At 62.3% G+C, this 12,210-nt stretch carries 15 protein-coding genes; 4 read left to right on the top strand and 11 right to left on the bottom strand.

Annotation, left to right across the window (positions count from 1 at the left end):
- Positions 1–77 precede the first annotated feature (77 nt).
- Positions 78–1,475, top strand: coding sequence for a diguanylate cyclase (locus ACSW29_RS26545; protein WP_448278693.1), 1,398 nt, complete (start codon positions 78–80; stop codon positions 1,473–1,475).
- A 55-nt stretch (positions 1,476–1,530) separates the two neighbouring features.
- Here ACSW29_RS26545 and ACSW29_RS26540 read toward each other — a convergent pair whose 3' ends face one another.
- The 7 genes from ACSW29_RS26540 to ACSW29_RS26510 form a co-directional block, all read right to left on the bottom strand.
- Positions 1,531–2,913 (bottom strand): tripartite tricarboxylate transporter permease, encoded by a 1,383-nt coding sequence (locus tag ACSW29_RS26540; RefSeq protein ID WP_317826397.1) that lies wholly within the window; start codon positions 2,911–2,913, stop codon positions 1,531–1,533.
- Positions 2,910–3,401 carry a hypothetical protein gene (locus ACSW29_RS26535; protein WP_448278692.1) on the bottom strand — a complete coding sequence of 164 codons (492 nt, stop codon included), beginning with the start codon at positions 3,399–3,401 and terminating at the stop codon, positions 2,910–2,912. The genes ACSW29_RS26540 and ACSW29_RS26535 overlap by 4 nt, the downstream gene beginning before the upstream one ends.
- Positions 3,402–3,480: 79 nt before the next feature.
- Positions 3,481–4,449, bottom strand: a complete 969-nt coding sequence (locus ACSW29_RS26530; protein WP_448278691.1) for a hydroxymethylglutaryl-CoA lyase — start codon at positions 4,447–4,449, stop codon at positions 3,481–3,483.
- Between the two features lie 5 nt (positions 4,450–4,454).
- A complete protein-coding gene (locus tag ACSW29_RS26525; protein ID WP_448278690.1) occupies positions 4,455–5,729 on the bottom strand; it encodes a hydroxymethylglutaryl-CoA reductase, degradative in 1,275 nt (424 codons plus the stop codon).
- A gap of 105 nt (positions 5,730–5,834) precedes the next feature.
- On the bottom strand, positions 5,835–7,808 hold the full coding sequence (locus tag ACSW29_RS26520; RefSeq protein ID WP_448278689.1) for a helix-turn-helix domain-containing protein: 1,974 nt from the start codon (positions 7,806–7,808) through the stop codon (positions 5,835–5,837).
- A 10-nt stretch (positions 7,809–7,818) separates the two neighbouring features.
- Positions 7,819–8,352, bottom strand: coding sequence for a tail fiber domain-containing protein (locus ACSW29_RS26515; protein ID WP_317826401.1), 534 nt, complete (start codon positions 8,350–8,352; stop codon positions 7,819–7,821).
- Entirely contained in the window at positions 8,336–8,464 is a 129-nt protein-coding gene (locus tag ACSW29_RS26510) for a hypothetical protein (protein ID WP_003941742.1), read from the bottom strand. Before ACSW29_RS26510 ends, ACSW29_RS26515 begins: the two co-directional genes overlap by 17 nt.
- Before the next feature lie 132 nt (positions 8,465–8,596).
- Between ACSW29_RS26510 and ACSW29_RS26505 the strand changes: the two genes are divergently transcribed.
- Positions 8,597–8,917 carry a hypothetical protein gene (locus ACSW29_RS26505; protein ID WP_448278688.1) on the top strand — a complete coding sequence of 107 codons (321 nt, stop codon included), beginning with the start codon at positions 8,597–8,599 and terminating at the stop codon, positions 8,915–8,917.
- Between the two features lie 5 nt (positions 8,918–8,922).
- Here ACSW29_RS26505 and ACSW29_RS26500 read toward each other — a convergent pair whose 3' ends face one another.
- The 3 genes from ACSW29_RS26500 to ACSW29_RS26490 all read right to left on the bottom strand — a co-directional run bounded on the left by ACSW29_RS26500 (position 8,923) and on the right by ACSW29_RS26490 (position 10,427).
- Entirely contained in the window at positions 8,923–9,297 is a 375-nt protein-coding gene (locus ACSW29_RS26500) for a VOC family protein (protein WP_448278687.1), read from the bottom strand.
- Between the two features lie 29 nt (positions 9,298–9,326).
- Positions 9,327–9,740, bottom strand: coding sequence for a VOC family protein (locus ACSW29_RS26495; protein ID WP_347872988.1), 414 nt, complete (start codon positions 9,738–9,740; stop codon positions 9,327–9,329).
- Between the two features lie 114 nt (positions 9,741–9,854).
- Positions 9,855–10,427 carry a helix-turn-helix domain-containing protein gene (locus ACSW29_RS26490; protein WP_230813457.1) on the bottom strand — a complete coding sequence of 191 codons (573 nt, stop codon included), beginning with the start codon at positions 10,425–10,427 and terminating at the stop codon, positions 9,855–9,857.
- Between the two features lie 64 nt (positions 10,428–10,491).
- On the opposite strand from ACSW29_RS26490, the gene ACSW29_RS26485 reads away from it, so the two are divergent.
- A complete protein-coding gene (locus ACSW29_RS26485) occupies positions 10,492–11,187 on the top strand; it encodes an AzlC family ABC transporter permease (RefSeq protein WP_448278686.1) in 696 nt (231 codons plus the stop codon).
- Entirely contained in the window at positions 11,184–11,504 is a 321-nt protein-coding gene (locus ACSW29_RS26480) for an AzlD domain-containing protein (RefSeq protein ID WP_230813455.1), read from the top strand. Before ACSW29_RS26485 ends, ACSW29_RS26480 begins: the two co-directional genes overlap by 4 nt.
- On the opposite strand, the gene ACSW29_RS26475 is transcribed toward ACSW29_RS26480, so the two are convergent.
- Positions 11,490–12,146, bottom strand: coding sequence for a TetR/AcrR family transcriptional regulator C-terminal domain-containing protein (locus ACSW29_RS26475; RefSeq protein WP_448278685.1), 657 nt, complete (start codon positions 12,144–12,146; stop codon positions 11,490–11,492). The genes ACSW29_RS26480 and ACSW29_RS26475 overlap by 15 nt on opposite strands.
- Positions 12,147–12,210 lie beyond the last annotated feature (64 nt).

The following is a 12,210-nucleotide window of genomic DNA, read 5'->3' as shown; positions in this document are numbered from 1 at the left end:
GGTGCCCGAGTCACCGATCGTGGTTGTCGAATTGTGAGTTGGTCAGTCGAACGTAGGTGGTGAGTACGGTCGGAAGATTGTCGTCATCGGCCGTTCGCCGCGCAGTGTTCATCGGTGTTGTTGTCTTCGTCTCGTGCCTGGTCGGGATTCTGAGCCGGCTACCCGGCACGCTTGCTGTCTTCTGGCCGGCCAACGCGCTGCTGCTCGGGATTCTCTTTCGGTCGCCGCGTTCCGCGACACCGCTCACCTGGATCTGCGTAGTGGCAGGTTATGTCGGAGCCGACCTGATCACCGGCGGGGCGTGGGAGTCCACGGTGTGGCTCAACGCGGCCAACATCGTCGGGGTCGCGAGCGGCTTCTACGCCTTTCGCTGGGTTGACGGTGAGAATCGTCGTCTGACCAGTATTCAGTCTGTCGGATATCTCGTGTCGATGACGGTGGTCGGCGCGTCGATGGCAGCGCTCGTCGGCGGAATCGCAAACCGTGTGCTGTTCGGCGGACAGTGGTGGGACGGCTGGTTGCTCTGGTTCTCGAGTGAGTTCGTCAACTACATGACCATCGTCCCAATGGTGCTGACGTTCCCCTCGCTTCGGCGAGTTGATCGAGACCCGAAAGCTGTTGCCGCACTTTTGCGTCGATCGCTCGTTCCGACAGCGCTCCTGGCGATCTGCATCATTTTGGAGTGGGTGATCGGCGGCGCCGGAGCGATCGCGTTCGCCATGCCCGCGCTCGTGACTGCAGCCTTGCTCACCAATGTTTTTGTCACGTCGATGCTCACAGCCGTATCAACTGCCTGGACGTTGGTGCTGACGGCCGACGGTCATCTCGGATTGTCCAGCGAAGGCCTCTCGCCCGTCAGTGCGTCGGTCCAGATCGGATTGTCGCTGCTGGCGGTAGCGCCGATCGCGGTGGCATGTGTGATCCTCGAGCGCCGCCGCGCGCTCGAGGCGCTGACACAAGCCGTGACCCACGACGATCTCACCGGTGCGTTGCGGCGGGACGAGTTCTTGCGGCGAGGCGGCGGCGTGATGGGTGCGATCGATCCGCGTCGACGCTCCGGACGTCCGGTCAGCGTCTTGATGATGGATCTGGATCACTTCAAGCTGGTGAACGACAACCTCGGTCACCGCGCCGGCGACACCGCGTTGGTGAGTTTTGCCGATCAGGTCCGGCGGAACCTCGATGACAAGCATCTGTTCGCCCGCTTGGGTGGCGAGGAGTTCGTCGTTTTGATGACAGGTGTCGATCTGGAAGGTGCAACCGCAACGGCCGAGATGATTCGACGCGCGCAGGCGGAGAATTCGTCAGCAGTGTTGGGCGACCTCGGGCCGACCGTCAGCATCGGTGTCGCGTGTTCGCCCCACGGCGACGCAGATCTGACGCAACTGGTCGACTGCGCCGACGCAGCCTTGTACGAAGCGAAGAAACACGACCGGAATCGAACGGTCTCGCTGACGCTCGGAGACGTCACGTAACCCGTGCGGACCCGCAGTGTTTGCAGGTCCGCACGGGTTGGTGGTGTCGAGAGATTCAGAAGAGGTTGATCAGTGCCGGAACGCTGAACAGGGCGACGTAGTAACCCATGAACAGGACACCGCCGTGAATCTTGAACAGACGCCCGAGAAGGCCACCGACCAGGCCGACGGTCACGGTGATCAGGAGGCCCAGGATGCCGCCCTCCCAGATGCTGATGACGACGACGAGTCCCGTGAACACCGCGATCACAGCTTCGTGACTGATGTGCTTGACCACCGCTGACGCAGCGCGGTACGCGTAGTTCATGGCAAACGGATATGCGATGACCGTTGCCGTGACCACTGCCAGCAGGCCGTAGAGCAGGAACTCCCACTGCGTCAGGTACGTGGAGAGATTGTTGATCACTCCGGTTTCCTGATTGGTCTCGAAAACCGGCGGAGCGTTGAAGAGAGGTGCCGCGGGACCTGCCGCGAGCGGGCTGAGCGGGAGGCCGAACGCCACGAGCGGGATGAGGGTTTCTGCGATGTAGGTGGATTCCGTCGTACCGTTTTTCGCCGAGACCATCGTGGTCAGTCGGTGATAGCCGTTTTTGATCCGCGCACCTACCAGCTCACCCATCAGAACGGTCATGGCGACGGGGCTGAAGACGAACGTTGCGCTCGATACCGTGGAAGCGGCTGCGGTGTAACCGATCTGCTTGCGATCGAGGACCTTCAGGGGATTGGGGAAGTATCCCTTCCATCCCTTGATGTCCGGCGCCAGTGCAACAGTTTTGGGTTCACTGCGCTCCATGTCCTTACGGGTCGACGGACCCAAGGTCAGTGCGAGGTCCGCGATCAGCGGCCCGACTGCGATGGCAAGGAAGTAGCTGATGTTGAGCGACACATCGTAATTCGACGTCAACGCGCGGGCGCCGAGGATCAAGATGACGAAGGGAACGAGAGCGACGACCCCGGCCCAGCGGCCCGGCGAGGCGTAGGCGATACCGATGGCGGCGACCAGGAAAAGCCAGGGTGCTATCGATTGAACGGTGTCGGCGAACGGCGCGAGGATGGTCGCGAACAGGACGGCAACCGGCACAGCGACGAACGCCGAGATCACCGCTCCCGAAATAGCCTTGCGCAGTGCGATGTGCGGGATGCCGAGTGAGCGCATCATCTGCGCCTCCGGCAAAAGCGGAATCGCCATCGTGTCACCGGGAATGCCCAGCAGCATCGTCGGCACCGCGTGCGTCATGTGTTTGGCGATCGCGCCGGAGAGGAAGAACGTGAACACTGCGGCCGGGGGAGCGCCGAGCAGGATCACGAGCAGCGTCAGTGGCGCGATGGTGGCGGTCTCGTCCGTGCCGGAAATCAATCCGATGAACGTGAATGCGACCGCGCCGATGATGCCGAACAGAACGGCAATCAGAATTTCGTTGGTCAGGACCGAACTCATGCGCGCCCACCGTCCTTCGGTGCGTTCGAGGCCGGTGCGTGCTCGGCCTCGGCGGCGGCGAAATGGTCGTACAGACCGAGTTCGCGAAGTTCCTGTTGGCTCTGCTCCGGAATGTCGGCGAGAGTGCCCAGACCCTGGCGTTGTTCACTCATCATCGTGATGACGCCGTCGATCGACTCCGCGTCGGCGGCCGCCAAGGCGACTATCCTCTTCGGCTTGATGAAGATTCCGCAGACGACGCCGGCGAGCAGGCAGGCCGCGATCCCGACCAGCAGGCTGTACGCCTGGGCCAACGACGATTCATTGACAATCCGTTCGAACAGTTCCTGGGCCGCGAGAAGGGCCGAAGCGCCGACGACACTGCCGACCAGGACGGAGATCGCGAGGTGTCGACCGTTGACGGTGTCGCCCCAGACTTCGAGGTACGTCTGCTGCTCGGTCGGCTCGGTTGTGGTGGTCGGCGTCGTTGCCGACTGCGGTGGTGACATCAGTTTTCTCCAGTGTCATGCATGGCGAGAGGCTTGCGAGGTGGGGGACTTGCGAGATGAGAGGCTTGCGTGACGAGTGTCAGGTGCGTGCTGTGCGGAGGGCGTGGACAACTCGGGACGGACTCGGGTGTCCGATCTGTTCGGCCATCCAACTGCTTGTGTCGGAAAGGGAATCCAGGTCGATGCCGGTGTCGATCCCGAGGCCGTGGAGCATCCACACCAAGTCCTCGGTGGCGAGATTTCCGGTCGCTCCCTTGGCATACGGGCACCGTCCGAGACCGCCTGCGGAACTGTCGAATTCGGAGACTCCCGCAGTCAACGACGCGTAGACGTTCGACAGTGCCTGGCCGTAGGTATCGTGAAAGTGCATCGCGATCTGCGATGTGGGGATGCCACGTTCGCGGATCGCACCGAGTAGGGCGAGCACATGGCCTGGCGTGCCGACGCCGATGGTGTCGCCGAGAGAGAGCGACGTGGCACCGCAGTCGATCAAGGCTTTCGCGATGTCAGCGACACGCTCGACGGGCACGGCGCCTTCCCAGGGGTCGCCGAAGCACATTGAGATGTAACCGCGGACGGGAAGTCCCAGGGCCCGCGCGGCGGCAGTGACCTCGGCAGCCGCGGCGATCGCACCGTCCACCGTAGAGTTGAGGTTGCGTCTCGCGAATTCCTCTGTGGAGCTGACGAATACTGCAACTTCGCTCGCCCCGGCGGCAACGGCCCGCTCGAGACCTTTACGGTTCGGGACAAGGACGACCGTGCGTACCGAGTCCGGCAGGTGCAGCCGACCCATCAATTCTTTCGCGTCGGCAAGTTGCGGGATCCATCGAGGCGAGACGAAGCTCGTCAATTCGACGGTGCGGGAACCGGCCGCGACCAGGCGTTCGATGAACTGGGCCTTCGTCTCGGTCGGGATCACTACCGTTTCGGCTTGAAGTCCGTCGCGTGGCCCGACTTCGTAGACCCGGACCGCGGTCGGTAGGCCCGTCGCCGACACTCGATGAGGCGTGGGCTTCCACACTGGTGATCCTGCAGCTGTTTCGGTCATCGTGGTCAGTTTCCGCCGCGGATCTCGGCGAGAACCTTCTCGGCATGTTCGACGCGAATGCTCTTGTCCGCGATCAGGCGTGCAACCACGGCGTCGATCTCGCTCTTCTGGGCTCCGGCGGTGGCAGCGATGTTACGGGCGTGTAGTCCCATGTGTCCGCGCTGGACACCCTCACTGGCGAGAACGCGGACAGCAGCCAGGTTCTGTGCGAGACCGACTGCCAGGATGATGCCGGCGAGTTCCTCGGCGCTCTCGACGCCGAGCATCTTGATCGCGGCCTGCGCTACCGGGTGCACCTTGGTGGCGCCGCCGACGAGGCCGACCGGCATGGGTAGCTCCAGGGTACCGACGATGTTGCCGTCGGCATTCTTCTCGAAATGCGAGAGTGAGGAGTAGATTCCGTCGGCGTTGACTGCGTGGGAATGGCACCCGGCTTCGACTGCGCGCGTGTCGTTTCCGGTCGCCAACACCACGGCGCTGATGCCGTTCATGATGCCCTTGTTGTGTGTCGCAGCGCGGTAGGGATCCAGCTCTGCCAAGCGTGCGGCATGGATCAGGTTGTCCACTACCTCTGCACCGCCGACCAATTCGGCGTCGAACACGGCGCGAACGCGCGTCAGCCGCAGATCTGCCTTGTTGGTGAGAATGCGAAGAACGACGTGCCCGCCGCCGATCTCGGCCACTCGATCCGCGATTGCCTCTGCCATCGTGTTGACTGCGTTGGCGCCCATCGCATCTCGTACGTCGACGTGAAGGTGGAGGACGACGTAGACGGCCTTGTCCGAGGATACGATGCGAACCGAAATGTCCCTTACACCACCGCCGACGCTGACCAACTTCGGGTCCTGCTCGTTGGCGAGTGCAATGATTTCTTCCCGTGCCTCGAGGAGCCGGATGCGGGCAGCTGACGGATCCACGACGTCGACGAGTTGAATCTGGGCTTGCATGATCGGCTGGGTGCTCGAGACGTGAAAGCCCCCGAGTCCGCGTGCGATGCGAGCAGCGTTACTCGCAGCTGCGACCACCGACGGCTCCTCGGTGGCAAGGGGGATCAGGTAGTCCTTGCCGTTGATCGTGAAGTTGGTGGCTACGCCGACCGGGATGCCGATGACGCCGAGGACGTTCTCGACCATGCGATCGGCCTGATCGATGGTGAGGCCGTCGGCAGCGTCGTAGACCGCGATGTCTGCTTCGGTCAGGTCGGTCTGGCGGACGATCTCGGCGCGCCGTGCGGTGACGTCGTAGGACCGGAAATCGGCGATGCGGCTGTTGATAGACACGGGGGTCGTCCTCCTGGAGTGGTTCTGTGCTCCGCTTCACAGTAGGGAGATTGATGCCTGCCAGACCACGTGTTTACAACACATCGATCGGTCGAAATTGTAGTGTCATGCACCATCGCCGCTGTCGTTGATGTCGCTTCCACCCTCTTCGGTTCCCACTTCTCGAAGTTCGTCGAGCCTCGTCGCCATGGACACTCGAAAGAAGTTCTCGTCTTCGCGCCACGAGTGACCGAGGAGCGTACGGATGCGGTCGAGACGCTGAACGACGGTGTTCGGGTGATAGTTGAGTGCGCGGGCAGCCTTGGTCGGGCTCCCGTCGTTGCGGACCAGAGCCCGAAGGGTCGCCGTGAGATCGGTGTCCTTGTCACGGTCGTAGGCGAGTACCGGGCCGATTACCTCGTCGACGAACTGATGGAGTGATTCCGGATTCTCACCGAACAGAACGGTGTACGGCAGGTACGACGCAGTCGTGACCGCGCCGTCGGTCTTGCCCAACGCCGACAGTAGGCGGGCCGTGCGCAGCGCAGAGGTGAAGCGCGCCGGGAGTTCTTCGGGGCGCTCCGCTGTCGCCGGCGCGATGACTACAGCGTGAGGTCCTACCGAACCGGTGATCTGGCGGTGAACGACGGTGGCCGCGGCCGCCGGGTTCCCCGAGCGCGAGACCACCGCGATCAATCCGGCGTGCTGCGACGCCAAAGCTCCGACCGGCAGACTCTGCCCGATTGCGCGGAGCGCTGCGGTGCGGAGTTCCGGAGCGACCGACACCACGAGGACGGTGTCGAGTTCGCTGAGGGAGATGCCGAGGTTGCGGGTCCGACGTTCGAGATCGCGCCGTCGTTCGGGCGCAGTGCTCAACAGGTCGGCGACCAGTTCGTCACGTGCGCGCCGATCCGCTGCTGCTTCCGCCGAGTGTTGCAACACGAGAATCGCTGTTACCTGAGCTGCCCGTTCCACGGTCCGGAGTTCAACGGGTCCGATCGGCGCGTCCGATCGATTCAGCAAGATGGCCCCGAGGAATGATTCTCCGGCGGTGACGGCGCTGACGAGTTGGATCAGGGTCTCGCTGTTATCAGCGACATACGTGCATCGGCCACTGCGGCGACTCTGGGTGATGGCATCGGACACGGCACGAGGTAGCGGCAACGGCACCGTCGTGATCTGCTCACCCGACGATGTCACGAGAGGGCGTAGCTCGTTGTCGACGACGACGGTGCTGCGCTCGAGTGCGCTGCTGAGAGTTCGTGCTACCTGGGCGTAGCCACCGCCGCGGAGAACGGCATAGATCAGATCCTGGTGGACGATGTTCGATTTGTCCCGCGCGGACACGTGCTCGCGCAGCTCGTCGAGTGCTCTCCCGGTCTCGGCGGCGGATTCCTCGGCGCGGTCCAGCGCCCGTGCCGTTTGCAGGACTACCGAGGCGTGATCCGCGAGTGCAGAGAGCAGGGCGATCTGATCTGCGGTGAATCGTCGTTCCCGGCGGTCGGCGGCAAACAGGACTCCGAGGATCTGGCCGTCCGAGAGCATCGGCACGCCGAGAATCGCCACCAGACCCTCGGCGACTATCGCGGCGTCGACCACCTCGTCGTGCCGCGACTGCGTGTATTCGCTGTAGTTCTGGACCCACTGGGCCGCACGAGATTCGGCAATCGCGCTGACCAAGCCGGCGCCCGCAGGAACCTGCAGATGCTGGAGCTCCGGCGAGACCGCGCCTGCTGTCTTTCGAACGTTCAGATCTCTGGTTACCACATCGAATTCGGACAGGTACGTAACGTCGGTACCCATGATGTCGTGTGCGCGGTTGACCAGTCTCTGCAGCAGTGTGTCGACGTCGCGAACCTGCGCAAGCTCGCGCGCACTCGAATAGAGGACCGCCAATTCGTTCTCGCGGCGGCGCAGTCGACGAAATTCCGACCGACTGGCCCGGATACGGGCTGCGGTCTCGGTGATCTCCGTTGTGCCAAGGCCGAATTCGGAAAGTGCCTGTTCGACGTGTTCGTCTCCGACAGCGTCGGATGTCACGTCGAACAGTGCGGCAATCTCGTTAGGGTCTGAGTCCGAGTCTGATTCAGGGGCGGTCACACCGAACAAACTACAGACCGGTGGATCCACCGAATTCGTCGAGCATCGAGGATTTGTGATTGTTGTTTATCTCTAACGTATTTCGATCCGTTCTCGTGTCTCCCATCTCCGTGCGCAGTATGTCGAGGTCCTTCTCGAGTGCGCTGACTTTTGTCTCGAGGGCGCCGATTTTGCGGTTCAAGGCTTGGATGCTCGCCATGCACACGCCGTTCGCATCGACGGCCGAGATCCGACGGGTGTTGGATCCCAAGCCGAAAATCGCCGCAAAATCTTGCGCCATCGGACCCAGGTGACGGATCGACTTGTGGTCGAAACCGTAACTCCACGTGCTTATTCGAAGTGCTGTCAACCTGTCGAGCACATCCTGGGCGCTGGCCGGAACAACCGCGTCCGTATGCACGCCACGTCGTCGCGTGGCCCGTGAGAACACCCAGTGCGCGGGATGGCGCATCGCGGCGTTCACGCGAGTGCTGACTCCAACGCCGAGGTATTCGGTGCGCTCGCCGTTTTCGGTGCGCTCGCCCTCGTCAGGCGGTGAGTTCACGTCGTGCGGTTTTGACGGTCTTGTCGCTCAGCAGAATTCCCGCTCCTGCGCCGAGCAGTCCGAGGCCGATTCCGACAGCGGCGCTGCCGAGGCCCAAAGCAATTCCCAACATGATTCCTCCAAAAATTGTGCGGTGAATTGAGGGGCCAGGTGTCCGACGAAAGTGCTGCCGACCTGCTCCGCGCTCATCTTTCACATTGCTCCAGCACGCGGTCGATGACAACCCGTCTGGACCGAATTTCTCGTGGAAAACACGGGCGTGCAAGACTGGGTGAGGAAACTGCTGAGTCATCGGCGTCTTGTCGGCGCCGTACGGCGGCAGTATTTAAGTAGCCATCGACCGATCTCTAACGCAGGTTTATCTGCGCGCGGCAACGATGACCAGGCAAAAGGGTGGCATGTGAACGAATCGAACAGTGGCTTGTTTTCCGACCTCAGTGCGTCGGAGCCCGTTGTCGACGCAAAAAGCGCCGAGCAATTGGCGGCCGAGCGTGAAACTGCGGCAGCGGAACGCTCCAATACCGACACCGCTGAACAGCGGCAGTCACAGCTGTTCAGCGGTTAAGCGCGTCAGGACCCCTTGATTACCGACAGAACATTGCCGGCAGGGTCGGTGAACCACGCGATATCGGGGCCGTTGCCATGCATGATGCCTCGCGCATCCTGGGGGAATCCGTCGTATTTCAGAAACTCCACACCACGTGCGGTCAGTTGATCGACGGTTGTGTCGATGTCGTCGACGACGAAGTTGAGGATCGTGTAGGTCGCCGCTTCGTGATTCGGTTTCGGATAAACCAGGATCTCGGTTCCGCCGGCAAGATGTAGGCGAATGAGTCCCATGTCTTCGTCGGTCACTTTCAGTCCGAGTGTTTCGCCGTAGAACTTCTTTGCAGCGTCGATGTCAGTCACCGAAAATCCGCTGAATGCTTTCGTGTCTGCAAGCATGACTATCTCCGTTCCCAGCGGTTGCCGGACTAGGTGGTTTGGGAATCCGTCATTCCGGATTCCATCTCGGCCCTGGCTTCCTCGCTGAACTCGATGATCTGAACGTAGTTTCCGTCGGGGTCGATCGCGGTGGCGAACAAACTGCCCCCGCGGTCTTCGAGTGGGGCGAACCAGTGTCCGCCGAGTGCGTCGATGCGCTGCGCGATCGACCGGGCATCGTCGGTCTCGACGTTGAGGAACATCCGGCCGGGCTGCGGGTTGGTCTCGCCGACGTCGTCGCGTCTGTCGAGCATGACGTAGAAACCGTTGAAGTCGAGGACGTCGTAACCAGGTTCGCCCGGCGTGCGGTCGACTTTCGGGGCGAACGCCTCGGCGTACCAATCGCGCAAGCGTTCGGGGTTGGTGCTCGAGAGCAAAATGCTGCTGATGCTGGATCCGGACATGGGTCCTCCTGCTGTTGGTCGTTGCTGCCGTCGGTGATCGAGGCGCTGGCCACATCACCTCGCAGATACAGACTTCCCGCAGCGACGAAACTCATCGGCGAAACTGATCGAGGCTCAGGTGTGCTCCGAAACCATGATCGCCGTCGTGCCTGGTTGGAGTGCCCGAAAGATGTGCTCCTCGTCCCCAGGATAAGAGAGATAGTCGCCCGGGCCGAGCTCGATCGGATCTGCGGTCGGTCCGACCTCGGCCCGCCCCGTACCGATCACAACGTGTTCGGTGGTGCCGCGGGCATGCGGAGACGAAATGCGCGGCTCGCCCGGTTCAGCGACGATCCGATACAGATCGCGGCGTGCGTTCGGTGGGCTGGGCGCCAGGAGAGTCGCGATGTACGACGCGTTAGCCGACGCAATCGCCGGCCCTTCTCCGGCTCGAATCAACTGAACAGTCTGTGCCTGCGAGTCGACGAGTTGTGAGAATGGCACACCCAATGCGTTGCCGAGTGCCCACAGTGTTTCGAGGCTCGGATTTCCGAGGCCGGATTCGAGTTGGGAGAGTGTGGATTTGGCGATGTCGGCGCGCCGGGCCACCTCCGAGAGGCTCAGGCCCGCTCGGGTGCGCTCGCGTTTGAGTGCGACGGCCACCAGTTTCTGCGGGCTCTGATCCGTGCCGGTTTCACCACTGACCATCGTTCGATTCTCCGATCGATCGTTTTTCTTGACGAACGGTGTCATTTCGTTCAACATAGAATACATGCGTTCTTTATGGCGAACAGTTGATCGCGACACGATCCGGGTGACTGTGCTGATCTGTCTCTCCGTGGCCGTCGTCGGCGTGTCCTACGGTGTGACGGCAGGATCAGCTGGATTCTCGATATGGCAGCTGCTTGCCTTGGCTGTGCTCGTTCTGGGTGCCTCCTCGGAGTTCCTGTTCATCGGAATCATTGCGGCCGGAGGCGGCGCCCTCGCTGCAGTTGTAGCAGGCTTGCTGATCAACTCCCGAAACTTCGCCTACGGATTGGCCGCGGGATCGTTTCTCGGCGAGGCTCGGCACAGGGGCTCGGGCTGGCGCAAGTTGGTCGGCGCGCACCTGGTCAACGACGAAAGCGTCGCGGTTGCCATGGCGCAGGGATCGGTGAAGCAGAAGCGTGCGGCTTTCTGGTTCTGTGGGATCGGGATCGCGGTGTCGTGGCCGATCGGAGCGCTCCTGGGCGGGCTGCTCGGCGGCGTCGTCCAAGATCCGGCCGCGTTGGGATTGGATGCCGCTTTTCCAGTTGTCATTTTGGCCCTCGTCCTGCCCGCGCTGAGGGAAAAGGTGACATTGCTTGCCGGTGTGATCGGTGCAGCGGTTGCGGTGGCCACGTCGCCGTTCCTGCCGTCGGGTACAGTGCCGCTCGTAGCTCTGCTGAGCCTCGCGGTGACGATACCGTTCCGGGAGAAGGTTCGATGAATACCGCATCGGTCTGGATCGGTATTGTCGTGTTCGCTTGCGGCTCTTACGCTTTGAGGGTGAGCGGCGTTTTGCTCCGTGCTCGGGTAAAGCTTTCGGGTTTCGCTGAGAAGACCCTCGATCGTGCTGTCGTGGTGCTGTTGCTTGCAGTTGTTGCGACCTCGACGATCTTCACCGGGCATGACGTTGCGGGGCCGGCGCGAGTGTTCGGCGTGGCGGCCGGAGGCATCTGCGCCTGGTTCAAGGCCCCGTTGGTGGTCGTGGTGATTGTTGCGGCCGGCACTACTGCATTACTGCGACTGTCAGGAGTGTCGTAGAACCGATTCGGTGTGGGCTGACTTCAGGGTCGAATTCAAGCGAGTGCGAATTCCGTCGATGAAGAGGTCCAGGCCGAACTGGAAGCGCACTGTCGGATCGCCGTCGAGGAGGTCCTCGTCGGAACCGCCGCCGATCACCTCGGGGGAGTCGGGGGAGATGGGAGCCCGGGTGAGTGCCCCCATTTCTTCCATCTGCGCTCGGGACTGCTCGTCGACGGTATGGCCGAGTACGTAATACAGCAGGGCATACGCCGCGAGTTGGGCGTGCTCGCGTGAGAGGCCGGATTCTTGCCCGGCTTGCGCGAAGTGCTCGCGCACCTTGCTGCTTGTCATTCGTGAGGCGAAGGTGGCGCTGACCAACTCGGCGCCGTCGCGGTGCGCCAGCAGTGCAGACCGAAGTCTGTGTGCCAGTTCGGAATACGCCTCTTGCCACGTCTCTGCGTCAGTGGGTGCGTCGAGGTCCTCGAGGATCTTGTCGACGACCGCGCCGAGCAAGGTCTGTTTGTTCGGGAAATGCCAGTAGAGAGCGCCGGGTTGGACGCCCAGTGAGGTTGCGAGCCTGCGCATCGTGAGGTCGGCAAGCCCGAACTCGTCGAGTATCGCCATGGCGCCGTCCAGCACGTCGCCGCGTCGCAACTGCACTTGTTGTTCCCCTCGTTTCGCCTCGCTGTTGACCGCTCGCGATCGGATGTCGATCGGACCCGCC

The sequence above is a fragment of the Rhodococcus sp. GB-02 genome, from assembly GCF_053470465.1.
This window is presented reverse-complemented; position numbering and strand designations above follow the sequence as displayed.

Excerpts from the sequence above, each read along its gene's own strand:
- ACSW29_RS26510 (WP_003941742.1), bottom strand. The coding sequence starts at position 8,464 with ATGTTGGGAATTGCTTTGGGCCTCGGCAGCGCCGCTGTCGGAATCGGC.
- ACSW29_RS26500 (WP_448278687.1), bottom strand. The coding sequence starts at position 9,297 with ATGCTTGCAGACACGAAAGCATTCAGCGGATTTTCGGTGACTGACATC.
- ACSW29_RS26490 (WP_230813457.1), bottom strand. The coding sequence starts at position 10,427 with ATGGTCAGTGGTGAAACCGGCACGGATCAGAGCCCGCAGAAACTGGTG.
- ACSW29_RS26495 (WP_347872988.1), bottom strand. The coding sequence starts at position 9,740 with ATGTCCGGATCCAGCATCAGCAGCATTTTGCTCTCGAGCACCAACCCC.
- ACSW29_RS26540 (WP_317826397.1), bottom strand. The coding sequence starts at position 2,913 with ATGAGTTCGGTCCTGACCAACGAAATTCTGATTGCCGTTCTGTTCGGC.
- ACSW29_RS26535 (WP_448278692.1), bottom strand. The coding sequence starts at position 3,401 with ATGTCACCACCGCAGTCGGCAACGACGCCGACCACCACAACCGAGCCG.
- ACSW29_RS26485 (WP_448278686.1), top strand. The coding sequence starts at position 10,492 with ATGCGTTCTTTATGGCGAACAGTTGATCGCGACACGATCCGGGTGACT.
- ACSW29_RS26480 (WP_230813455.1), top strand. The coding sequence starts at position 11,184 with ATGAATACCGCATCGGTCTGGATCGGTATTGTCGTGTTCGCTTGCGGC.
- ACSW29_RS26530 (WP_448278691.1), bottom strand. The coding sequence starts at position 4,449 with ATGACCGAAACAGCTGCAGGATCACCAGTGTGGAAGCCCACGCCTCAT.